Here is a 22,004-nt window from a genome sequence, read left to right as displayed (position 1 = left end):
ATAGTGCAGACATTGTGTCAGATAGCATGGTCATTTGACCACCCATGGGCCAGCCGGGTGCGACTCGCACCGGCACCTGCAGCCGCCTGCCCGCGGCGAGCAGGCATAAAAAAAGAGGCCCGAAGGCCTCTCTCTGTCTGTCGATGAACAGATATCAAGCACGACCGGCGCGCTTGCGATCCATCTCGGTCAGCAGTTTCTTGCGGATACGGATGCTCTTCGGAGTGACTTCAACGAGTTCGTCGTTGTCGATGAACTCCAGAGCCTGTTCCAGCGACATGCGGATCGGCGGAGTCAGCACCTGGGCTTCGTCGGTACCGGAGGCACGCATGTTGGTCAGCTGCTTGCCCTTCAGGCAGTTTACGGTCAGGTCGTTGGAACGGGAGTGAATACCGATCACCTGGCCTTCGTACACTTCGGTCGCGTGACCGATGAACAGACGACCGCGGTCTTGCAGACCGAACAGGGCATAGGTCAGCGCCTTGCCGGTAGCGTTGGAGATCAGCACGCCGTTCTGACGCTCGCCGATGCTGCCACCCTTGTGCGGACCGTAGTGGTCGAAGGTGTGGTACAGCAGACCGGTACCGGAGGTCAGGGTCATGAACTCGGTCTGGAAGCCGATCAGGCCACGGCTCGGGATCATGAAGTCCAGGCGAACACGGCCTTTGCCATCCGGAGTCATGTTGGTCATCTCGCCCTTGCGCAGGCCGAGTTGCTCCATCACGGAACCCTGGTGTGCTTCTTCCACGTCCACGGTTACAGTTTCGAACGGTTCTTGCAAAACGCCGTCTACGGTGCGCAGGATAACTTCCGGACGGGATACCGCCAGCTCGTAACCTTCGCGACGCATGTTTTCGATCAGGATGGACAGGTGCAGTTCACCACGGCCGGAGACACGGAACTTGTCCGGATCATCGGTCTCTTCCACGCGCAGGGCCACGTTGTGGACCAGCTCCTGGTTCAGACGCTCCAGGATGTTGCGGGAGGTCACGAACTTGCCCTCTTTGCCGGCGAACGGTGAGGTGTTGACCTGGAAGGTCATGTTCACGGTCGGCTCGTCAACGGAGAGCGGCGGCAGCGCTTCAACGGCGCCGTTGTCACAGATGGTGTCGGAGATCTTCAGCTCGCCCAGACCGGTGATGGCGATGATGTCGCCAGCTTGCGCATCGGCCACTTCGGTACGGGACAGACCCAGATAACCCAGCACCTGACCGACCTTGCCGGTACGGGACTTGCCGTCGGCACCGACGATGGTGACCTGCTGGTTGGTCTTGACGCGACCACGGGTGATGCGGCCGATACCGATGACGCCAACATAGGAGTTGTAGTCCAGCTGGGAGATCTGCATCTGGAAACCACCGTCGGCATCAGCCTTGGGCGCTTCCACGTTATCGACGATGGCCTGGAACAGGGGTTCCATGTTATCGGACTCAACGTCCTGATCCATGGTGGCCCAACCGTTCAGTGCAGAGGCGTAAACAACTTTGAAGTCCAGCTGTTCGTCGGTGGCACCCAGGTTGTCGAACAGATCGAATACCTGATCCATTACCCAGTCAGGACGAGCACCCGGACGGTCGATCTTGTTGATGACCACGATCGGCTTCAGACCCTGGGCGAATGCCTTCTGGGTCACGAAACGGGTTTGCGGCATCGGGCCGTCAACGGCGTCAACCAGCAGCAGCACGGAGTCAACCATGGACAGTACGCGCTCTACCTCACCACCGAAGTCGGCGTGACCCGGGGTATCAACGATGTTGATGCGGTAGTCGTTCCAGCGGATCGCAGTGTTCTTGGCGAGAATGGTGATGCCACGTTCCCGTTCCAGATCATTGGAGTCCATGATCCGTTCCTGGCCTTCCGTGGAGCGGTCCAGGGTGCCGGACTGCTGCAGCAGCTTATCAACCAGAGTCGTTTTGCCGTGGTCAACGTGCGCAATAATCGCAATATTGCGTAAATTCTCTAACATTCTCGCCTCAATCACCGGGTAAAATTGGGCGCTAATTGTACTCTCGCCTTTGTGATCTGCCTAGCAGAATTGCAGTACATTCGCGCACAACAGGGGATCAGGATCATAGACCTTCCGATCAAAGCCTGCTTAGATGGGGGCTGACCGTATAACGCGCACCATTTTAGTGCACCAAAACGATCCATGGATGCACTACTTTGAGGCGTAACGCGCTGAGATGGCGGGTCTCAGGGCTGGCTTATAGCCCCAAATGCCCTGAAATCAAGCTGTCACAAACTTGGCACGATACTGGCTTATGTGAATGCGATGACGCATTCACCCTAAGAGTTTTAACACCGGAGGTTACTTAGCATGTCAGCCCAGAACGTTTTGGCCCTGATCCAGGAACACGAAGTCAAGTTTGTCGACCTGCGCTTTACCGACACCAAGGGTAAAGAGCAGCACGTATCCATCCCTTCCCATCAGGTTGACGAAGATTTCTTCGAAGACGGCAAGATGTTCGATGGTTCCTCCATCGGCGGCTGGAAGGGTATCAACGAATCAGACATGGTGTTGATGCCGGATGCGGCCTCCGCCAAACTGGATCCGTTCACTGAAGAGACCACCCTGAACATCGTCTGTGACGTGCTGGAACCGGCCACCATGCAGGGCTACGACCGCGATCCGCGCTCCATCGCCAAGCGTGCCGAAGACTTCCTGAAGTCCAGCGGCATCGCCGACACCGTGCTGTTCGGGCCGGAGCCGGAATTCTTCATGTTCGACAACATCACCTTCTCGAACACCATGGGCCACAGCTTCGTGAAGATCGAATCCGAAGAAGCCGCCTGGAACTCCGGTACCGATTACGAGCACGGCAACAAGGGTCACCGTCCTTTCGTCAAGGGTGGCTACTTCCCGGTTGCACCGGTTGACTCCTCTCAGGATATCCGTGCCGCCATGTGTCTGGTGCTGGAAGAGATGGGCCAGGTCGTTGAAGCTCACCACCACGAAGTGGCGACTGCAGGCCAGAACGAGATCGCGACCCGTTTCAACACCCTCACCCTGAAAGCGGATGAAGTGCAGGTGCTGAAGTACGTGATCCACAACGTGGCCCACGCCTACAACAAGACCGTCACCTTCATGCCGAAACCCATGTTCGGTGACAACGGCTCCGGCATGCACTGCCACCAGTCCCTGGCCAAGAACGGCGTCAACCTGTTCGCCGGTGACCTGTACGGCGGTCTGTCCGAGATGGCGCTGCACTACATCGGCGGCATCATCAAGCATGCCAAGGCCATCAACGCCTTCGCCAACCCGACCACCAACTCCTACAAGCGTCTGGTACCGGGTTATGAAGCACCGGTCATGCTGGCCTACTCTGCCCGCAACCGTTCTGCCTCCATCCGTATCCCGGTCGTGCCGAGCCCGAAAGCTCGCCGCATCGAAGTGCGCTTCCCGGATCCGGCTGCCAACCCGTACCTGGCCTTCGCAGCCCAGCTGATGGCCGGTCTGGACGGCATCATCAACAAGATCCATCCGGGCGATGCCATGGACAAGAACCTGTATGACCTGCCGCCGGAAGAAGCTGCCGAAGTGCCGACCGTGGCCGGCTCTCTGGATGAAGCCCTGGCCGCGCTGGATGCGGATCGCGAGTTCCTGACCCGCGGTGGCGTGTTCAGCGACGACTTCATCAACTCCTACCTGGAGCTGAAGCAGCAGGACGTTGACCGCGTGCGCATGACCCCGCACCCGCTGGAGTTCGAACTGTACTACTCCGTTTAATCCGGAAGCCAGCTCAGAACTTGACCAAACCCGCCGACAGGCGGGTTTTTTCTCTGATAGGATTAAGCAAAATCCCGTCAAGGAGAGATGGATGAAAAACGCCGACCCAGTATGGATGCTGAGCCTGTTGCTGCTGGCCGCCACCGGCGCCCAGGCTGCAAAGGTATACTCCTGGACCGACAGCCAGGGAGTCGTTCACTACACGGATGCCCCTCCCCCCGGCCAGAAAGCCAAAGAGGTCGATCTGCGCGTCGCCCCCTTCATCGGCAGTTCACCCCGCTCGGTGCAAGTGGACAACTTCAACAGCCTCACCGGCGTCGATGCCAAGAAAGAGAAGGAGGCGGCCAAGCTGGTGATCGAACTACTCTCCCCGGAACAGGGCAGCACCCTGCGTGACAACACCGGCAACGTGGTGTTTCAGGGTCAGATCAGCCCGCAACCGCCAACCCAGTACGATGTGCGCCTGACCCTGGACGGCAAGGCAGCCCCCATCGTTAAAAACTCGCTCGCCATCCGGGTCGAAAACCTCGATCGCGGTGCCCATGAGGCCCAGCTCGAGCTGCTCGCCAAAGACGGTACGATCCTTGCTAAATCCAAGCCAGTCACCTTCTACCTGCACCGGGCCAGCATCAATCCTGCACCCAAAGTGACCCCCCTCAACAACAAGGGGTGATCCTGTGCCTCGATACGGGTAGACTAGATGCACCACATTGGTGCATTGCTGGTGTGTAGCACCGTTTTAGGGAGAAACCTGTGCCAACCCGCCCGGATCAAGCCAAGATACTGCTCGATAACTTGCTGACCGCCGTCATCCTGATGGATGAGCGGCTCTGCATACAATTCGTCAACCCGGCCGCCGAGCAGTTGCTCTCCCTCAGTCAGCGCCGGCTGATCGGTATCGAACTGCCCCACCTGCTGGAACACATCTCCCTCGATCTGCAGCGGCTGAAGCAGTGCCTCAGCTCGGGGCAGGGTTTTACCGACAGTGAAGTCACCCTGGTGGTGGAAGGAGAGCCCAGACTGGTGGAGATGAGCGTCAGCCCGCTGGCCGATCATGAGCAGCGGCTGATGGTGGTGGAGCTGCGCAAGATCGACCAGCAGAAGAAGATCAGCCAGGAGCTGCAGCAGCATGCCCAGCAGCAGGCGGCCAAGGAGCTGGTACGCGGCCTGGCCCACGAGATCAAGAATCCCCTCGGCGGTCTGCGCGGCGCGGCCCAGCTGCTGCAAAAGGAGCTGCCCGACCCCGCCCTGCGCGAATATACCGGCATCATCATCGAACAGGCCGACCGGCTGCGAGTGCTGGTCGATCGCCTGCTCGGCCCTCAGCGCCCAGGTCGTCACCAGATGCACAACGTCCACTCGGTACTGGAGCAGGTGCGTCGGCTGGTAGAGCTGGAGCTGCCACCGACGGTGCGCATCGAGCGGGATTACGATCCCAGCATCCCGGAATTCGAGATGGAACCGGACCAGCTGCAGCAGGCCTTTCTCAACATGGTGCGCAACGCCGCCGAGGCCATCGGCGAGCAGACCGGCCTAATCCGCATCAAGACCCGCACGGCCTTCCAGATCACCATCCACGGCCAGCGCTACCGGCTGGCGGCCGAGATCAAGATCATCGACAACGGCCCCGGCATCCCGGATGCCATCCGCGACACCCTGTTCTATCCCATGATCACTGGCAAGGAGGGGGGCACCGGGCTCGGCCTCTCCATCGCCCAGAACCTGATCGACCAGCACAAGGGGCGGATCGACTGCATCAGCTGGCCAGGCCACACCGAATTCACCATCTTTTTACCGCTTCGCAAATAAGGGAACGTCATGACAGCAAAAGTGTGGATCGTCGATGACGACAGTTCTATCCGCTGGGTGCTGGAGCGCACCCTCGGCAGTGAAGGTTTCGAGTGCGAGAGTTTCGCCGATGGCGAGGCGCTGCTGAGCTCGCTGGAAATGCGCTCACCGGACGTGATCCTCTCCGATATCCGCATGCCCGGCATCGACGGCCTCAGCCTGCTTGAGCAGATCCATCGCCGCCAGGCCGATCTGCCCATCATCATCATGACCGCCCACTCGGATCTCGACAGCGCGGTCAATGCCTACCAGCGCGGTGCCTTCGAATACCTGCCCAAACCGTTCGACATCGACGAGGCGGTCACCCTGGTGCGCCGCGCCGAGAATCACCTCAAGGAGCAGCGCACCAAACGCAAGGCACGCCAGCAGAATCCGGCCAGCAGCCCGGAGATCATCGGCGAGGCACCAGCCATGCAGGAGGTGTTCCGCGCCATCGGCCGGCTGTCGCGCTCCAGCATCTCGGTGCTGATCAACGGCCAAAGCGGTACCGGCAAGGAGCTGGTCGCCCACGCCCTGCACAAGCACAGCCCGCGCGCCCACAAGAACTTCATCGCCCTCAACATGGCCGCCATCCCGAAAGATCTCATCGAATCGGAACTGTTCGGCCATGAGAAAGGGGCCTTCACCGGCGCCAACAACATTCGCCACGGCCGCTTCGAACAGGCCGACGGCGGTACCCTGTTTCTCGACGAGATCGGCGACATGCCGCTGGATGTGCAGACCCGGCTGCTGCGGGTACTGGCCGATGGCCAGTTCTACCGGGTCGGTGGCCATCAGCCGGTGCAGGTGGATGTGCGGATCATCGCCGCCACCCACCAGAATCTGGAGAAGCGGGTGGCCGACGGTGAATTTCGGGAAGACCTGTTCCACCGCCTCAACGTCATACGGATTCATATTCCTGCTCTCAAGGAGCGGCGTGAGGACATTCCCCAGCTGGCCCAGCACTTCCTGCTGCGGGCAGCCAAGGAACTGAACGTGGAGGCCAAGAGCCTGCATCCGGATACCCAGGCCTACATCAGCCGCCTGCCCTGGCCTGGCAACGTACGCCAGCTGGAAAACGTCTGCCGCTGGCTTACCGTGATGGCTTCGGGCCAGGAGGTGCTGGTGAGCGATCTGCCCACCGAGCTGCTCACCCCCATCACCAGCAGCGCCGAACCGGGTCAGCCGGCCCTGTCCGGCGGCTGGCAGCAGCAGTTGCAGGACTGGGTCGCCGCCAAACTGGCGCTGGGGGAGACCGACATCCTGGCCGATGCCCTGCCCCAGTTCGAGCGGATCATGCTGGAAACCGCACTGGACCATACCCATGGTCACAAACAGGAGGCGGCACGGCTGCTCGGTTGGGGGCGCAACACCCTCACCCGCAAGCTGAAGGAACTCGACCTCTCCTGAGTCCTTGGGAAAAACGATTCCCATCACGCCTTGGCAAATCACCGACCAATAAGACCCCGTTTGATTTCAAACGGGGTATCTTTTTTGAGATCCCTGCCTAGAATGGCAGGCTTTCACACCCGACTCGAAGAAGGCGCCATCATGATTGACAGATCTCTTCCCCTGACCGACCTGCACCGCCATCTGGACGGCAACATCCGCCCGCAGACCATCCTCGAGCTGGGCCGTCAGCACAACATTCAACTGCCCGCCTTCGAGCTGGAGGCGCTGCGCCCCCATGTGCAGATCGTCGAGAATGAGCCGAGCCTAGTCGCCTTCCTCAAGAAGCTGGACTGGGGCGTGGCCGTGCTGGCCGACTATGACGCCTGCCGCCGGGTCGCCTACGAAAACGTGGAAGATCTGCTGCGCGCCGGCATTGACTATGCCGAGCTGCGTTTCAGTCCGGCCTACATGGCGATGGCCCACAAGCTGCACCCGCAGGGTGTGGTAGAGGCTATCATCGACGGCGTGGCGGCCGGCAGCCGCCACTTCGGCATCAAGACCAACCTGATCGGCATCATGAGCCGCACCTTCGGCACCGAACAGTGCAAGCAAGAGCTGGATGCCTGTCTGGCCCATCGCGATCGGCTGGTTGCCATCGATCTGGCCGGCGACGAGCTGGGCTTCCCGGGCGAACTGTTCACCGACCACTTCCGCCGGGTGCGTGATGCGGGCATGCGCGTCACCGTGCACGCCGGTGAAGCCGCCGGCCCCGAGAGCATGTGGCAGGCCATTCGCGAGCTGGGTGCCGAACGTATCGGCCACGGCGTCAAAGCCATTCAGGATCCGGCCCTGATGGCCTATCTGGCCGAGCACCGCATCGGCATCGAGTCCTGCCTCACCTCCAACGTTCAGACCACCACGGTGGCGAGCCTGACCGAACACCCGATCCGCCAGTTCCTGGCCGCCGACGTGCTGGCTTGTCTCAACACCGACGACCCGGCGGTGGAAGGCATCGACCTGCCCCACGAATACGAGGTGGCGGCCCCGGCTGCCGGCATGACGGTGAGCGAGATCTGCACCGCCCAGCAGAATGGCCTGACCCTGGCCTTCCTGAGCGAGGCCGAGAAGGCCGAGCTGAGCGCCCGCGCCGCCCAGCGTTAAGCACTTGGCTCCGCGCCCAATAAAAAACCGCCGAGAGGCGGTTTTTTATTGTCTGCACGACTCAGGGCATCAGATCACCCGGGAGAACTGCTGCTGGCGCGCCTTGTTGCGCAGGTAGACATCGAAGCACATGCAGATGTTGCGGATCAGCAGCTGACCGGTGGAGACCACTTCCAGCCCCTCTTCGGTCATCCGCACCAGGCCGTCATCGATGAAGGTCTGCAGCAGCTTGAGATCCTCCGCAAAGTACTCTCTGAACACCAGGCCATGGGCCTGCTCGACGGCGGCAAAGTTCAGGCGAAAATCGCAGATGAGGCGCTTGATCACCTCGCGGCGGATCAGGTCATCCTGATTGAGAGAGCACCCCTTCCACTGGGCATGCCCCAGCGTTTCCACCTGGCCATAGTAGGCCTTGAGCTCTTTCTGGTTCTGGGAATAGGCATCACCGATCATGCTGATGGAGGAGACCCCCAGCCCCAGCAGATCGCAATCCCCCTGGGTGGTATAGCCCTGGAAGTTGCGGTGCAGCTTGCCCTCACGCTGGGCCACCGCCAGCTCGTCGTCCGGCTTGGCGAAGTGATCCATGCCGATGAACTGATAACCACGGCCGGTCAGGAAGGCAATGGTGTCCTGCAGCATGGCCAGTTTTTCCTGCGGCGCCGGCATATCCGCCTCTTTCAGCTTGTGCTGGGCGGCAAAACGGCTCGGCAGGTGGGCATAATTGAAGATGGAGAGGCGGGCCGGATCGGTCTTGAGCACCTCCTCCAAGGTGTGATGGAAGCTCTCCCGGTTCTGGTGCGGCAGACCGTAGATGAGATCCAGGTTGGTGGAACGAAAGCCCAGTTCGCGAGCCCGCTCCAGCATGGCGCGGATGAAGTCGTTGTCCTGCTCGCGGTTGACCGCGACCTGGACCTCCTTGTTGAAATCCTGCACACCGAGGCTGATGCGGTTGAAGCCGATCTCCCGCAGTACGTCCAGCATGGAGAGCTCGATCTCCCGTGGATCCACCTCGATGCTGATTTCGCCCTCTTCGGCGAAGTGGAAATGCTCCCGCAACATGGCCATCAGTCGGCGAGTCTGGGGTTCATCCAGATAGGTGGGTGTGCCGCCGCCCCAGTGCAGCTGGGTCACCAGCCGCTGCTTGAACAGCGGAGCCTGCGCCTTGATCTCCTGCTCGAGGAAATCGAGGTACTGATCGGCCTTGTGGCGGTGACGGGTGATCACCTTGTTGCAGCCGCAGTAGTAGCAGAGCTTGTGACAGAAGGGGATATGCACGTAGAGCGACAGGTTGCGCGCCGGATACTGGCTCGCGGCCTGGACGAAGTCCGGATAACCGAAACCCTCGTTGAACTCCAGCGCAGTGGGATAGGAGGTGTAACGCGGACCGCTGTAGTTATATTTTTCGATCAGGGCCTGATCCCACACAATCTGTTCTGCTTGCACGCTTGCTTCCTCTTTTTGTTATCGGCTCACCGGCTAAACTGAAAATCCTTCAGTCTGGCCACATCCTCGAGGATCTGCGCCTCCAGCTCGGCCTCATAGCCACTGCGTTCGAGATCCATCTTCATGACTTCATTGCGTTTGAGGGCCCGTCTCGCCTCATGAGTCGGCATCTCCTTCACCTTCTCGTAGAGACCGTACAACCCCGGAAATTCGCCGGCAAAGGCGCGACCGCCCTTGATCTGCAACGCATCCAGCAGATTGGTCAACCGGATGGCACCCTCGGAGTAATCGCACTGACCATCCCGTACCGCATGGGCTATCACCCTGACACTCTCGAGGATCCGTTCATTGCGGGCCGCGATAGCCTGCTGCTGGCTGTCGTGCTGGCGCTTGAGACGTGCCAGCAGGGTACCGGCATACCAGGCCAGTCCCAACAAAATCAGGCCGCCCAGCAAGGCGGCCAGCATCCATCCACTCATCACTTTTTCTTCGGCTCAGGCTTGGGCTCTGGCTGATAGTCGACCTGGGTGAAACGATCCCACAGCTCCTCTTCGGAGGCTGGCTGCCCCGGCTCGTCAAAGTCGACCTCATCAAAGTCAGCTTCATCTTCGTCATCATCAGTGTCGATGATGCCAAGCTCGTCCATCAGTTCCTGATAGCGGTCAACCCGCTGATCGACCCAGGCCTGCTCGGTTACTTCCAGGGTCTCACCGGCATCGAGCCGATCCAGCAGGTCATTCAGGCGATCATCATTCTCGATGGAGGCCAGCTCCTGCTCCGGCGTCATCACCAGCTTCTTCTCTTTGACCTGCTTGGGCGCGACCGGCTTGCTGCTCTTCTCTTCCACGATAAGAACAACTGGCTTGCGGGAACCGATGCGCGGATCCTTGGCCTGCTTGGTTCCACTCTTCTTGCCGGCCTGCTCGACCTGCTGGCGGGATCCTGCCTTCAAGCCCTTGCGCTTGGCGGCGCGTTTGCGCTCACGGCCTTCCTGGGCACTGGCATCTGATTCTTTGCGCTTACCGGCAGGTTTGCGATTGGGTTGTTTAGCCGACATGAATGACTCCGACAAATAACTGGATTGAAACCCGTTTCCGGTTCGAAAAGGTCCGGAAGAGGATGCTGACACGGGGAACGATGGATTAGAAACAGAGCGGGATTCTGCACCAATCCGGCCATAAATGGCCTTCGAATACCGCAGGATCGGCATCCTCTGGGCATGTTGCTGGTATTTTGACACAGAATGACCAAGCGGGTTAATGACCCAAAAGAAAAAAGGCAGCCGAAGCTGCCTTGATATGTTTATGCGAGTCCCATCCCTGGCTGCAAATCACCCTGTCCGTGGTGATACCTCTGCGCATCATATCTTTGTGTATGGTCATCCTGACCTTAATTGGTCGATCCTGAATGTGCGTGTGCTTGCCTGACCCATGCAGACGACGTCCGGTCATCTTCTGGGGTGGTTGCTTCCCGCAGCCCCGCTCTTCCTGAACGGTCACCATCCTGGTCTTTCAATCCATTGCCGGCCACTCACGTGGCCCTTGGCATCCCGCCTCATCGACATCCTGTCTTCACGACATCCCGGTCGTGAACCACCACGTGGGTCATTCCATGCATCCACTGTATCAATTTAATAAAGTGGCTCAATCCATCGGGAACGTTTTCAAACGGAGATAAACGACTTATTGTCATTTAACATATTGAAATTAATGAATTACTAAGCATTTTTCTAAAAATGTTTAAGCCCTGGCCAGGCTGAGGAATGGTAGATCTCTTACAACAATGCGAGAAAAAATTGGCCAAATGGTGTTAAAGGCCGAAAAGAAACGAGGAGCCTGCGGCTCCTCGTCAATATCAATGAGATAATATCATCCTGCTTGATCAGTGCAGACCTGCCACATATTTGGACAGTACTTCGATATCCTGATCGGTCAGCTTCTTGGCAACGTCCCGCATCATGCTGTTCGGGTCGTTGTCACGGGCTGCGGCCCTAAAAGCCGTGAGCTGGGCCTTGATGTAGGCAGGATGCTGGCCGGACAGGCTCGGATACTTGGCCTGCTCGACGCCCGAACCGCGCGGACCATGGCAGGCAGTACAGGCAGCCAGACCACGGCTCATGTCCCCTCCCATGTACAGCGCCTTGCCTGCAGCGACGGCGTCATCTGGTACCGCGAGCGGCGTCACCTTCTGACTGGAGAAGTAGGCTGCCAGGTCTTCCATGTCCTGTTCAGACAGAGGAAGCGCCATCGGCCCCATGATGGGTGCAACCCGGCCAGTTTGACCAGAAGCTGCAGCCTTCAGTTCAACTAACTGCTTTTTGATATATGATGCGTGCTGACCAGCAATCTTGGGGTACATATCGACTAGGCTGTTGCCGTCCGGTCCATGACAAGCCGCGCAAACGGCAGCCTTGGTTTGTCCCGCAGCGGCATCGCCCTTGGCTTGTGCCATCCCCGTTACGCCAACCATCAGAGCAAGAGTAATGACTAGGTTCTTCATGGCGTTCCAACTTCTCGTTATTAGGCTTCCAGATCCCATGCCGCTGAAGGCATGTTAAAATAAACGCGTTTAAGCGACGCCATTTTACACGATTTCACAAAAAAGTAACTCTATAACCCTCTATCTCTATGGGGAATTTACGTTGGATACACAAACTCTGAATTTCAATAAGGTGCATTTTGTGACCAGCGCACCCGACATCCGTCACCTGCCAAATGATGGGGGTGTCGAGATTGCGTTTGCCGGCCGTTCCAACGCCGGTAAGTCATCTGCATTGAATACCTTGACCAAGCACAAGAACCTGGCCCGCACCAGTAAGACGCCGGGACGTACCCAGCTGATCAACCTGTTTGAGCTGGAACCGGGCAAGCGTCTGGTCGACCTGCCGGGCTACGGTTATGCGCAGGTTCCGCTGGAAATGAAGCTCAAGTGGCAAAAGTCGCTGGCGGAATATCTGCAGCGTCGTGAGTCATTGAAAGGTCTGGTGATCCTGATGGACATCCGCCATCCGCTCAAAGATACCGATATGAACATGCTGGAGTGGAGCTCTCACCGCAAACTGCCAGTCATGCTGCTGCTGACCAAGGCCGACAAGCTGAGCCCGGGTCCGCGCAACACTCAGGTCATCAAGGTACGTCAGGCCGTAGCCGAGCTGGGTCCGCAGATCCAGGTGGAAGCCTTCTCTTCACTGACCCAGATCGGGGTCGAAAAACTGGCACAGACGCTGACTGGCTGGTATCTCGCAGGCGCCGATGACATGACTGACGGTGAGCAAGCACCGCTCGAGGAGTAAGCTACGTCCTGTATACACCACAACCAACCCCTGCAATTGGCGGAGCAGCTCCTCCGCTGATTGAAAGGCTTTCAGTCTGCTTGCCATAACCCCTCTCGCCAGTGACATCGCCCACTCCCTACGATGAGTTCTTGAAACACTATTTTTATCAATGGGATAAATAGTTAATTCTATATAACAATTAACTTTTCATCCCATTGGCAACGTTTTCAAAAATAGATGCCGGCGGGGGCGTTCCCTCACCAAATAAGTACCAAAGTGAAATTTTATTACAAAACAGTCAATGGAACGGATAAAAATGAGGCCGGTTCTGCAAACGCAGTACCGGCCTTAAACAATCAGTTCAAAAATTGGGAAGAAGCTAAATCTTGAGAACAAAGACGACTGGTTTTCCTCAAGAAGCCCCTTCATTCTAACAAACATTCGCCAACATTAAAGCATTTACTCTAAATGCAAGCCATAAAAAAACACCCCGATGATGACTCACCGGGGTCGCTATTCAGCCACATTCAATTACGTGAAATAAAAGGTCTGAAAGATAGAACATCTTACCTCTGTACCCTACGTTGCTAACTGTATAGCAAAGCAGCAGAAAGTGAAAGTAATTTATGTAATTAAGTTTCACGAAAAATGAATTACATAAATCATGTTATTTTTCATATAGATAAAAAAATCCCCAGTACGAATACCGGGGAGTTATAAAGGTGACTAGCTAGCACTTCCTCAACTATCTAGTTAGTCAGCACAACTTGGCGCAAGTTCCGCTGCTTTGAGAAAAAACTTGAAAAAATCAGAGGTAGATGGCGCCATCTTCTGCAAACTCCTGTTCCTCAATGAGTTTTTCAGCAATCTCTTCGATGTCAAAACGCACGCTTTCGAAGGCTCGCAGGATGTCTTCCTCTCTGGCGAGGGAGAGCCCGGTCATTTTCTCCAGACGCCGGCGACTGATGTAGCAATCCACCAGCGCCCCCATCTGCTGGGCAGGAAAGTGGATCCGCTGTTCGTGCGCTTGCCAGTTGGCCAGCTCGGGAAACAAGATGCCTTGGTTCATAGGGTCCCCAGATTTCGTTTCAGTTCTCTCAATACCTGTTTAGTCCCTGGCCGGATTCCGCGCCACACGGTAAAGGCTTCTGCCGCCTGTTCCACCAGCATGCCGAGACCGTCTAGGGTCTGGCGAGCCCCCTGCCCCTTGGCCCAGGCGATAAAGGGGGTATCGGTCGCGCCATACATCATGTCGTAGATGGCGATATCGGTATGGATCAGCGCCGGAGGGAGCGGCGGCAACTCCCCCTGCAGACTGGCGGAGGTGGAGTTGATGATCAGATCGAAATGGCCACCCAGCTGTTCATAGGTCTGGGCACTGACCGCCCCCAGATCACGAAACTCGGCAGCCAGCTGCTCCGCCCTGGCGTGAGTACGGTTGGCGATAACCAATGCCTCGGGTTGCTCGGCCAGCAGCGGAGCCAGCGCACCGCGCGCAGCGCCACCCGCCCCTAGTAGCAGGATCCTGCTGCTGGCAAGTGCCACACCATGCGCCTTGAGGTCGGCCACCAACCCGGCACCATCGGTGTTGTCACCGAGCAGTACGCCATCATCGGTCAGCTTGATGGTGTTGACTGCCCCCGCCCGCCGGGCCCGAGGGCTCAGTCGATCGACCAGGGCGAATGCCTGCTCCTTGAAGGGGACGGTGACATTGCATCCCTTGCCACCTTGGGCAAAGAAGTCTCTCAGACTGGTGGCGAACTCTTCGACGGCCGGCTCAGCCAGACCATATTCCAGCTCCTGCTGGGTTTGCCTGGCAAACAGGGTATGAATAAAGGGAGACTTGCTGTGGCGCACCGGGTGGCCAAAAACCAGATAACGATCCATCAAAGAGTTCCTTCAGAGGGCAATCTCCCGATTTAACGGGTTTTCGCACTCAGGAACAAGCCGAATATCGGCCAATAAGAAGGGGCCATCATGGCCCCTCAGGTCACAACCACTCGCGTGGTTTGAGGTAGTCGCTGTAGAGCAATGCTTCCGGGCTGCCCGCTGGCGGCTGCCAGTCATATTCCCAGCGCGCCAGCGGCGGCATCGACATCAGAATCGACTCGGTACGCCCGCCAGTCTGCAAACCAAACAGGGTGCCACGGTCATACACCAGATTGAACTCCACATAGCGGCCACGTCGATAGAGCTGGAATTCCCGCTCCCGTTCGCCATAAGCCAGCGCCTTGCGGCGCTCGACAATCGGCAGGTAGGCATCGAGATAGCCCTTGCCGACCGCCTGCATAAAGGCGAAACAGTCGGCAAACGGCCAGCGATTCAGATCATCGAAGAAAAGGCCGCCGGCACCACGCGTCTCGTCCCGGTGCTTGAGGAAGAAGTAGCGATCGCACCAGGATTTGAACTCGGAATAAATATCGGTGCCGAACGGCTGACAAAGATCGAAGGAGACCTGATGCCAATGCCGCACGTCCTCTTCGAACGGATAAAACGGGGTGAGATCGAAGCCGCCACCAAACCACCAGATCGGCGCCTCCCCCTCTTTCTCGGCGATGAAGAAGCGCACATTGGCGTGGCTGGTCGGCACGTACGGATTGTGTGGGTGGATCACCAGCGACACCCCCATGGCCTCAAACCGGCGGCCCGCCAGTTCCGGCCGATGGGCCGTCGCCGAGGCTGGCATGGCGTCGCCATGAACGTGGGAGAAGTTGACCCCTCCCTGCTCGATCACGGCACCGTGACGCAGCACGCGAGTGCGGCCACCGCCACCTCCTTCGCGGCGCCAGGCATCTTCAACAAAGTGTCCGCCGCCATCGGCCAGTTCCAGACCACGGCAGATCTCGTCCTGCAACTGCAGCAGGAAGGCCTTGACCTGGGCCACATCCGGTTTGCTCATCTTGTCTCCAGTCAGCCAGGATCGTCGCCTGACCCTATTATTGTGATGTCGCCGGATGGGCTAAGCCGATCCGCATTGCCGCTCTCCGAGCGGTTCAAGAGGGGCGGATGATGGCGCCGGTTCTGGCATCCTTGATCTCGGACGGATTGGCTTGCCCCCCCACTTCGCCGGGCAAGATATAGGCCAGCTGACTCGCCAGCAATTCACCGATGTCCGCCACCTGCCGGGCAGGCTCTTCACCCGTCAGGTTGGCACTGGTAGAGACCAGCGGCTTGCCAAACGCGCGGCACAAGGCCTGCACCTGCGGATGGGCCGTCACACGCACCGCCAGGGTGGTAAACTGACCGGTCAGCCAGGCCGGGGTATTGCTGCGCGCCGGCATGATCCAGGTGAAGGGACCAGGCCAGCTCGCTTTCACTCGGGCCAGCTGCTCGTCAGTAAGCTGGTCCAGATCGATGTAATCCTGCAACTGAGCCAGATCGGCAGCGATCAGGATCAGCCCCTTCTCCACCGGGCGTTGCTTGATCGCCAGCAGACGGTGTACCGCCGACTCGGAGTCAGGATCACAACCCAGGCCAAATACCGCCTCGGTTGCATAGGCAATCACCCCATCGCGCTGGAGGGCGGCAACTGCAAGTTCAAATTCATTGGGCATAAAAAATGCGACAGCCGGGCTGTCGCCTCATCATTGATTAATATTGAGCCTACGAAACGGCGACCCTGACGGTCCCCTTCATTGACCAGCGAGAAGTTGATGACGAACGGGCTGGTGGTTGCCGTCTCGGAGCTTACTTGAGCAGGGCCTGTAAGGCAGCGTCCTTGGCCAGTACCTCGTCGGCATTTTTCTGGCGTTCTGCCTGCACCTTGGCCGCCAGTTCATCATCCGCCACTGCCAGCATCTGAGCTGCCAGATAGCCTGCATTCTTGGCGCCGGCCTTGCCGATCGCCACGGTCGCCACCGGCACCCCACCTGGCATCTGCACGGTGGAAAGCAGTGCATCCAGCCCCTTGAGCGGGCCACCATCGATGGGCACACCGATCACGGGACGAGTCGTGATACCCGCCACGGCGCCCGCCAAGTGAGCGGCGAGACCGGCGGCACAGATAAAGACCTTGCAGCCACGGGCTTCGGCGTCGGTCACGTACTGATGCGTCGCAGCCGGGGTACGGTGTGCAGAGGTCACTTTCACTTCTACCGCGATATCGAATGACTTGAGCACCTCTAGAGTGGTCTGCATCACCGGAAAATCAGAATCAGAGCCCATCAATACGGCAACAAAGGGTTTATTCATGGTGGGAATTTCCTTACTCCAAGTGGGGGGTTGAAGTTCGCCGAAAACGTTTCAATACGCTTGTGGCGGCCGGATTATACCTGCTCGCTCTGGTGGCCGCATTTCTTTTGCGGGCAGATCCAGCGCAGGGCTCCCCTCACCTTTTTCTCGACCATGATACCCCAGCCACATTGCGGACAAGGCATGGGGACCGGCTTGTCATTCACCACATATTTGCAATGGGGGTAGCCGTCGCAAGAGTAGAACTGCTTGCCATAGCGGGAGGTTCGGCTGATGAGGTGCCCCTTGCCACACTCTGGGCAGAGGATCTGGGTATCGTCGCTCTCCTGCAGGGATTCGATGTGCTGGCAAGCCGGATACTGGGTGCAACCAACAAACAGACCATAACGCCCCTTCTTGATCGCCAGTGGCTGGCCGCAATCCGGGCAGGCCGAGCCTTCAAGCACCTTCTCGATATCACGACCGGATGGAGTCAGGGAGCGGATGTAATCGCAGACAGGATAGGCGGAGCAACCGAGGAAGGGACCATGCTTGCCCTGGCGGATCACCAGCTCGGCCCCACACTGCGGGCACGGTTCGCGCTCGAAGGCATGTTCGTGGGCTGAAAAGAGGTGATGATCGATTTTTGACATGGGCCGCGCCTTGAAATCCAGATGACCTGAATTCTACCAGCGCGGCACCGGGCTGTCAGTGGATGACACCGTCTGACTCGTCAAACACCAGCTCTTCCATCTGCTGGTAGGCATTTTCACTGCCCGGTACGTTGAACAGCACCATCATGACTACCCACTTCAGATCGTCCAGCTCGATATCCGGTTTATCAAGCTCGAGCAGGCGCTCGATGCAGATTTCGCGGGTTTCGGCATTGAGTACCTGGGCTTGTTCCAGAAACAGCAGGAAACCGCGGCACTCGGTACTGAGGCGTGCCAGTTCTTGTGGAGCGTAGATACGCATGGAGCCTTGCGCACTGGCGGCCACGTAGACCTCCCGCTCACTGTCATGCAGGTTGGCCAGTCTCTCCAGCCAGTTGAGCGCCTTCTCGATCTCGTCTTTGTCGAAACCTGCCCGGCTCAGTTCGTCGGTGAGTTCATTCTGCTCGACCATCACATCTGCATCGCTGTGGATGTAGGTCTCGAAAAGGTACATCAATACATCAAACATGATTCGCCCTCCTCGCTCTGACGTATCCACCGGCTACCGCCATCACTGCACCGGCCAGCTCCAGCTCTACCAACCTGCCCAATACCACTTCGACAGGAAGCTGGGACCGTTCGGCAACGGTATCCACGCTCGTGGTCTCATAATCTACGTTATCCAACAAATCGGCATAAGGCAATTCGCTATTATTCGAATGCTCAGACAAGTCAGCCACTTGCTGCAGCAGACCGACAAATCCGGGCAGCTCTTCCACTATATCGGCCGCGCTCAATACAAGTTTGGCCCCCTGCTGGATTAATTTGTTGCAACCCAGTGCCTGCACGTTTTGCGGGGCACCAGGTACAGCAAAGACCTCTCGCCCCTGCTCCAATGCATAACGGGCCGTGATGAGCGAACCACTCTGCTCGGCCGCCTCTACCACCAGGGTACCCAGCGACAAGCCACTGATGATGCGATTGCGCCGTGGAAAGTGCTCGGCCAGCGGCCCCTTGTCGGGCGCCAGCTCGGAGATAAGCAAGCCGCCTTGCGCCAGGATCTCCATAGCCAACCCCTGATGGCGCTTCGGATATAGGCAGTCGAGCCCTGAGCCCAGCACGGCCAGGGTAGTCCCCCCTGCCGCCAGCGCCTGCTGATGACACACCCCGTCGATGCCAAGCGCCAGTCCGGAGGTAATGGCCAGCCCGCAGGCGACCAGCTCACCACAGAGGCGGGCAGCATTGTCCTTGCCGGCATAGGTGGGATGGCGCGTGCCAACCATCGCCAGCGAAGGAACAGACAGGGCAGCCAGGTTGCCACGGCAGTAGAGCAGCAGCGGGGTGGCGGGGATCTCTTTGAGCAAAGCGGGATAGACGGGGTCATCCGGACACAGGAGGTGATTGCCGGGCTCGGCGGCCCAGCTCAGCGCCTGCTCGGCAACCGGCTGGGGCCACCTCAACTGCTGGATTTGAGCGCTCTGCAGACCAAGAGCTCGCAAGGTGCCGTCGTCGGCGTCGAACAGGGTGACAATGTCACCGCCAAAATGGGCCAGCAGGCGAGCGGCGGTGACCGGACCGATACCGGTGACGGCATCCAGCGTCAACCACAGCGCGAGTCGCCCGGATGGAAGAGGCACGTCAGAAGTTGCTGACCTGATAACCGGTGCTGACCATGTCCTGACTCTGCAGGATCAGGCCATAACTCAGCTTGTCGTACACCTTGAACAACATGACCCGGGCCACGGCCTCCGACGGCAGGGGTGGCTTGCCGGACGAATAGAAGGTCTTGTCATAGACGGAGGAGTACTCCCGATAGGCGACCTTGCCATTCTTGCTCACCAGCCGGGCACCGGGCCGCAATATCTCCAGCACATCGCCGGGGGCAACCTGATCACGCATGCCCTTGTTGATGAGCACGACGTCGAACTTGCCACCGCCGCGAGCCTTGCTCGGCAAATCGACGATATAGCCGGGCGAGATGACGGGGGCAGCCTTGGGAGTGAACACGGCGGAGAGGCTCTCCTGCGGCGGGAACGGCATCAGCTTGTCGCCCTGATACACCTCGCGCTGGTTGTGGCTGAGGGTAACCCGGGTGCGGCCGTCCGGCAGCAGGGCTTCCGCCCTGGCCGTGCCGACGAAGACCGCCTCTTGCCCCAGCTGTTCGCCACTCTTCTTGTCTTTGTAGATGGTCCCCGGATGATAGATGCCATAGTCCTGACCCGGAATCAGCGAGCCCTGTACGTAGAGGGTATCCCCCTCCAGCATGCCGATGTGTGCCTCATCATTGCCCAGCACATAAGGCAGCTGCTTTGCCTGCTGGCTGTCAGCCAGAATATGGTCGGTTTGCAAGAAAGGGCCGATCTCGCTGAGCGGCAGGGTAGGAATGGGGTTGGCCTTGTTCTCGTAGCGGCTCTTGGGAGAGAGATGAACAACCTGCTTGCCGCCCTGCATCGCCTTGCCAAGCCGCGGTTCGCCGTTGACCCAGCTCAGATGCAGCACGTCGCCCGGATAGATCCAGTGCGGATTGGCGATCTGCGGGTTGATGTTCCAGAGCCTTGGCCATAGCCAGGGCTCCGCCAGATACTGGCCGGAAATATCCCAGAGGGTATCGCCTTTTTGCACCACATAGGTCTCGGGATAACCCGCTTTCAGTTTCAGCTGGTCGGCCAGCACGCCCTGGCTCAGGGTGGCCAACATACAGGCGAGGATGGTTTGCTTCAGATACATAACACTCCCTGTTACTTCTGCGCGCAAAGTGTTGCTGTTTTTTGTCGGCGTAAATGACTAGAATTACGCCAATATTGACTGCATTTATACGAAACTAAAGAAAAAACTATGGCCATTCTAGATGTATTGCGTTTCCCCGATGAGCGTCTGCGTACAGTCGCAGCCCCTGTCGAGACCTTTACACCCGAGTTACAACACATTGTAGATGATATGTTCGAAACCATGTACGCGGAGGAAGGCATCGGCCTCGCCGCCACTCAGGTCGACATTCATCAGCGCATCATAGTGATCGATGTCTCTGAAAACCGTGAAGATCCTCTGGTATTGATCAACCCCGAGATCATCGAACAGGCCGGCAGCACCGGCATCGAGGAAGGGTGCCTCTCCGTGCCCGGCAGCCGTGCCCTGGTGCCCCGCGCCGAGTGGGTCAAGGTGCGCGCCCTGGATCGCCACGGCAAGACATTCGAGCTGGAAGCAGACGATCTGCTCGCCATCTGCATCCAGCATGAGATGGACCATCTGGTCGGCAAGCTGTTTGTGGATTACTTGTCCCCGCTCAAGCGCCAGCGCATTCGCCAGAAGCTGGAAAAGATGGCCCGTGAAGATCGCAAAGTCCTCTGAGGATCTGCCCCATTGAATAAGCTGAAACTGATTTTTGCCGGTACTCCCGACTTCGCCGCCCGTCACCTGGCGGCGTTGTTGTCTTCCGACCACGAGGTCGTCGCCGTTTATACCCAGCCCGACAAGCCTGCCGGCCGCGGCCAGAAGCTTACCGCCAGCCCGGTCAAGGAGCTGGCGTTGGCCCACAGTCTGCCGGTCTATCAACCCGCCTCCCTGCGCAAGGAAGAGGCCCAGGCCGAGCTGGCCACCCTTGGCGCCGACCTGATGGTGGTGGTGGCCTACGGCCTGATCCTGCCCAAGGCCGTGCTCGACACTCCGCGGCTGGGTTGCATCAACGTGCACGGCTCCCTGCTGCCGCGCTGGCGCGGTGCCGCCCCGATCCAGCGTTCCATCTGGGCGGGCGATGCCGAAACCGGCGTCACCATCATGCAGATGGATGTGGGGCTGGATACCGGCGCCATTATCCGCAAGGTGAGCTGCCCCATCGCCGCCAACGAAACCTCTGCCAGCCTCTATGACAAGCTGGCCGGACTGGGCCCGCAGGCGCTGGTCGACACCGTCAATGCCATGGCTGCCGGCAACACCGCCGCCGAAGCGCAGGACGATGCACAGGCCAACTACGCCGAGAAGCTCTCCAAGGAGGAGGCCCGTATCGACTGGTCGATGGAAGCCGTCGCCATCGAGCGCTGCATCCGCGCCTTCAACCCCTGGCCCATCAGCTGGTTTGAAGTCGCCGGCCAGACCGTCAAGGTATGGCAAGCCGAAGTCGTCGCACAGGATCACGGCCAGGCGGCCGGTACCCTGCTCAAGGCTGACAAACAGGGGATCGACATCGCCACCGGCAAGGGCGTGCTGCGCCTGCTGACCCTGCAGCCGCCCGGCAAGAAGGCCATGTCCGTGACGGACCTGCTCAACTCTCGCCGCGACTGGTTTGAACCCGGCACGCAATTGAATTGAACTGAATTGACACAAGGCGGTGCCCAGGCCCCGACTTGTGCATCTAAGGTAA

At 58.8% G+C, this 22,004-nt stretch carries 22 protein-coding genes; 8 read left to right on the top strand and 14 right to left on the bottom strand.

Features of this window, described 5'->3' with window-relative positions; translation table 11 throughout:
- Window positions 1-154: 154 nt before the first annotated feature.
- Window positions 155-1,966, bottom strand: a complete 1,812-nt coding sequence (gene typA / locus AACQ43_RS20240; RefSeq protein ID WP_011704285.1) for a translational GTPase TypA — start codon at window positions 1,964-1,966, stop codon at window positions 155-157.
- A gap of 351 nt (window positions 1,967-2,317) precedes the next feature.
- Here typA and glnA point away from each other — a divergent pair, with 351 nt between their 5' ends.
- From glnA to add, 5 genes are all read left to right on the top strand, one after another.
- Entirely contained in the window at window positions 2,318-3,727 is a 1,410-nt protein-coding gene (gene glnA / locus AACQ43_RS20235; protein WP_011704284.1) for a glutamate--ammonia ligase, read from the top strand.
- Window positions 3,728-3,818: 91 nt separating this feature from the next.
- Complete coding sequence (locus AACQ43_RS20230) at window positions 3,819-4,400, top strand: DUF4124 domain-containing protein (protein ID WP_168968534.1); 582 nt, start codon at window positions 3,819-3,821, stop codon at window positions 4,398-4,400.
- A gap of 80 nt (window positions 4,401-4,480) precedes the next feature.
- The gene (gene glnL / locus AACQ43_RS20225; protein ID WP_011704282.1) at window positions 4,481-5,536 is read left to right on the top strand and encodes a nitrogen regulation protein NR(II); all 1,056 of its coding nucleotides are present in this window, start codon (window positions 4,481-4,483) and stop codon (window positions 5,534-5,536) included.
- Between the two features lie 9 nt (window positions 5,537-5,545).
- Entirely contained in the window at window positions 5,546-6,964 is a 1,419-nt protein-coding gene (gene glnG, locus AACQ43_RS20220; RefSeq protein WP_168968532.1) for a nitrogen regulation protein NR(I), read from the top strand.
- A gap of 141 nt (window positions 6,965-7,105) precedes the next feature.
- On the top strand, window positions 7,106-8,107 hold the full coding sequence (gene add, locus AACQ43_RS20215) for an adenosine deaminase (RefSeq protein ID WP_168968530.1): 1,002 nt from the start codon (window positions 7,106-7,108) through the stop codon (window positions 8,105-8,107).
- A gap of 69 nt (window positions 8,108-8,176) precedes the next feature.
- Here add and hemN read toward each other — a convergent pair whose 3' ends face one another.
- The 4 genes from hemN to AACQ43_RS20195 all read right to left on the bottom strand — a co-directional run bounded on the left by hemN (window position 8,177) and on the right by AACQ43_RS20195 (window position 12,049).
- Complete coding sequence (gene hemN / locus AACQ43_RS20210) at window positions 8,177-9,550, bottom strand: oxygen-independent coproporphyrinogen III oxidase (RefSeq protein ID WP_043126552.1); 1,374 nt, start codon at window positions 9,548-9,550, stop codon at window positions 8,177-8,179.
- Window positions 9,551-9,576: 26 nt separating this feature from the next.
- Window positions 9,577-10,017, bottom strand: a complete 441-nt coding sequence (locus AACQ43_RS20205; protein ID WP_168968561.1) for a DUF2489 domain-containing protein — start codon at window positions 10,015-10,017, stop codon at window positions 9,577-9,579.
- 11 nt (window positions 10,018-10,028) lie between these two features.
- The gene (gene yihI / locus AACQ43_RS20200; protein WP_168968529.1) at window positions 10,029-10,607 is read right to left on the bottom strand and encodes a Der GTPase-activating protein YihI; all 579 of its coding nucleotides are present in this window, start codon (window positions 10,605-10,607) and stop codon (window positions 10,029-10,031) included.
- A gap of 824 nt (window positions 10,608-11,431) precedes the next feature.
- Complete coding sequence (locus AACQ43_RS20195) at window positions 11,432-12,049, bottom strand: c-type cytochrome (protein WP_016349084.1); 618 nt, start codon at window positions 12,047-12,049, stop codon at window positions 11,432-11,434.
- A 142-nt stretch (window positions 12,050-12,191) separates the two neighbouring features.
- On the opposite strand from AACQ43_RS20195, the gene yihA reads away from it, so the two are divergent.
- On the top strand, window positions 12,192-12,842 hold the full coding sequence (yihA, locus tag AACQ43_RS20190) for a ribosome biogenesis GTP-binding protein YihA/YsxC (protein ID WP_168968527.1): 651 nt from the start codon (window positions 12,192-12,194) through the stop codon (window positions 12,840-12,842).
- Window positions 12,843-13,632: 790 nt separating this feature from the next.
- Here the strand turns inward: yihA and AACQ43_RS20185 are convergent.
- The 9 genes from AACQ43_RS20185 to AACQ43_RS20145 form a co-directional block, all read right to left on the bottom strand.
- On the bottom strand, window positions 13,633-13,893 hold the full coding sequence (locus tag AACQ43_RS20185) for a DUF1488 family protein (protein ID WP_168968525.1): 261 nt from the start codon (window positions 13,891-13,893) through the stop codon (window positions 13,633-13,635).
- The gene (aroE, locus tag AACQ43_RS20180) at window positions 13,890-14,711 is read right to left on the bottom strand and encodes a shikimate dehydrogenase (RefSeq protein WP_076362595.1); all 822 of its coding nucleotides are present in this window, start codon (window positions 14,709-14,711) and stop codon (window positions 13,890-13,892) included. The genes AACQ43_RS20185 and aroE overlap by 4 nt, the downstream gene beginning before the upstream one ends.
- 103 nt (window positions 14,712-14,814) lie before the next feature.
- Window positions 14,815-15,723 (bottom strand): oxygen-dependent coproporphyrinogen oxidase, encoded by a 909-nt coding sequence (gene hemF, locus AACQ43_RS20175; protein WP_168968523.1) that lies wholly within the window; start codon window positions 15,721-15,723, stop codon window positions 14,815-14,817.
- Window positions 15,724-15,817: 94 nt separating this feature from the next.
- Window positions 15,818-16,378, bottom strand: coding sequence for a Sua5/YciO/YrdC/YwlC family protein (locus AACQ43_RS20170; protein ID WP_168968521.1), 561 nt, complete (start codon window positions 16,376-16,378; stop codon window positions 15,818-15,820).
- A 133-nt stretch (window positions 16,379-16,511) separates the two neighbouring features.
- Entirely contained in the window at window positions 16,512-17,015 is a 504-nt protein-coding gene (gene purE / locus AACQ43_RS20165; protein WP_011704271.1) for a 5-(carboxyamino)imidazole ribonucleotide mutase, read from the bottom strand.
- A gap of 74 nt (window positions 17,016-17,089) precedes the next feature.
- Complete coding sequence (locus AACQ43_RS20160) at window positions 17,090-17,647, bottom strand: DNA topoisomerase family protein (RefSeq protein WP_011704270.1); 558 nt, start codon at window positions 17,645-17,647, stop codon at window positions 17,090-17,092.
- Between the two features lie 55 nt (window positions 17,648-17,702).
- Window positions 17,703-18,176, bottom strand: coding sequence for a DUF494 family protein (locus AACQ43_RS20155; RefSeq protein WP_011704269.1), 474 nt, complete (start codon window positions 18,174-18,176; stop codon window positions 17,703-17,705).
- Complete coding sequence (gene dprA, locus AACQ43_RS20150; RefSeq protein ID WP_168968519.1) at window positions 18,169-19,284, bottom strand: DNA-processing protein DprA; 1,116 nt, start codon at window positions 19,282-19,284, stop codon at window positions 18,169-18,171. The genes AACQ43_RS20155 and dprA overlap by 8 nt, the downstream gene beginning before the upstream one ends.
- 1 nt (window position 19,285) lies before the next feature.
- Window positions 19,286-20,374 carry a LysM peptidoglycan-binding domain-containing protein gene (locus AACQ43_RS20145; RefSeq protein WP_168968514.1) on the bottom strand — a complete coding sequence of 363 codons (1,089 nt, stop codon included), beginning with the start codon at window positions 20,372-20,374 and terminating at the stop codon, window positions 19,286-19,288.
- Window positions 20,375-20,482: 108 nt separating this feature from the next.
- On the opposite strand from AACQ43_RS20145, the gene def reads away from it, so the two are divergent.
- Together def and fmt are read left to right on the top strand one after the other, a co-directional pair.
- On the top strand, window positions 20,483-20,995 hold the full coding sequence (gene def / locus AACQ43_RS20140) for a peptide deformylase (protein ID WP_017766226.1): 513 nt from the start codon (window positions 20,483-20,485) through the stop codon (window positions 20,993-20,995).
- A 12-nt stretch (window positions 20,996-21,007) separates the two neighbouring features.
- Window positions 21,008-21,952 carry a methionyl-tRNA formyltransferase gene (gene fmt, locus AACQ43_RS20135; protein ID WP_168968512.1) on the top strand — a complete coding sequence of 315 codons (945 nt, stop codon included), beginning with the start codon at window positions 21,008-21,010 and terminating at the stop codon, window positions 21,950-21,952.
- Window positions 21,953-22,004 lie beyond the last annotated feature (52 nt).

This window comes from Aeromonas sp. DNRA1, assembly GCF_963888745.1.
GTDB classification, from domain to species: Bacteria; Pseudomonadota; Gammaproteobacteria; order Enterobacterales; family Aeromonadaceae; genus Aeromonas; species Aeromonas hydrophila.
Note: the sequence above shows the minus strand (reverse complement) of the source record. Positions and strands in the feature narration are given on the sequence as shown.

What these genes read in the sequence shown, in the direction of transcription:
- AACQ43_RS20195 (WP_016349084.1), bottom strand. Translation starts at nt 12,049, where the DNA reads ATGAAGAACCTAGTCATTACTCTTGCTCTGATGGTTGGCGTAACGGGG.
- AACQ43_RS20145 (WP_168968514.1), bottom strand. Translation starts at nt 20,374, where the DNA reads ATGTATCTGAAGCAAACCATCCTCGCCTGTATGTTGGCCACCCTGAGC.
- AACQ43_RS20160 (WP_011704270.1), bottom strand. Translation starts at nt 17,647, where the DNA reads ATGTCAAAAATCGATCATCACCTCTTTTCAGCCCACGAACATGCCTTC.
- AACQ43_RS20170 (WP_168968521.1), bottom strand. Translation starts at nt 16,378, where the DNA reads ATGCCCAATGAATTTGAACTTGCAGTTGCCGCCCTCCAGCGCGATGGG.
- typA (WP_011704285.1), bottom strand. Translation starts at nt 1,966, where the DNA reads ATGTTAGAGAATTTACGCAATATTGCGATTATTGCGCACGTTGACCAC.
- AACQ43_RS20230 (WP_168968534.1), top strand. Translation starts at nt 3,819, where the DNA reads ATGAAAAACGCCGACCCAGTATGGATGCTGAGCCTGTTGCTGCTGGCC.
- glnA (WP_011704284.1), top strand. Translation starts at nt 2,318, where the DNA reads ATGTCAGCCCAGAACGTTTTGGCCCTGATCCAGGAACACGAAGTCAAG.
- AACQ43_RS20155 (WP_011704269.1), bottom strand. Translation starts at nt 18,176, where the DNA reads ATGTTTGATGTATTGATGTACCTTTTCGAGACCTACATCCACAGCGAT.
- purE (WP_011704271.1), bottom strand. Translation starts at nt 17,015, where the DNA reads ATGAATAAACCCTTTGTTGCCGTATTGATGGGCTCTGATTCTGATTTT.
- AACQ43_RS20205 (WP_168968561.1), bottom strand. Translation starts at nt 10,017, where the DNA reads ATGCTGGCCGCCTTGCTGGGCGGCCTGATTTTGTTGGGACTGGCCTGG.
- def (WP_017766226.1), top strand. Translation starts at nt 20,483, where the DNA reads ATGGCCATTCTAGATGTATTGCGTTTCCCCGATGAGCGTCTGCGTACA.
- yihI (WP_168968529.1), bottom strand. Translation starts at nt 10,607, where the DNA reads ATGTCGGCTAAACAACCCAATCGCAAACCTGCCGGTAAGCGCAAAGAA.
- glnG (WP_168968532.1), top strand. Translation starts at nt 5,546, where the DNA reads ATGACAGCAAAAGTGTGGATCGTCGATGACGACAGTTCTATCCGCTGG.
- add (WP_168968530.1), top strand. Translation starts at nt 7,106, where the DNA reads ATGATTGACAGATCTCTTCCCCTGACCGACCTGCACCGCCATCTGGAC.
- aroE (WP_076362595.1), bottom strand. Translation starts at nt 14,711, where the DNA reads ATGGATCGTTATCTGGTTTTTGGCCACCCGGTGCGCCACAGCAAGTCT.
- hemF (WP_168968523.1), bottom strand. Translation starts at nt 15,723, where the DNA reads ATGAGCAAACCGGATGTGGCCCAGGTCAAGGCCTTCCTGCTGCAGTTG.
- AACQ43_RS20185 (WP_168968525.1), bottom strand. Translation starts at nt 13,893, where the DNA reads ATGAACCAAGGCATCTTGTTTCCCGAGCTGGCCAACTGGCAAGCGCAC.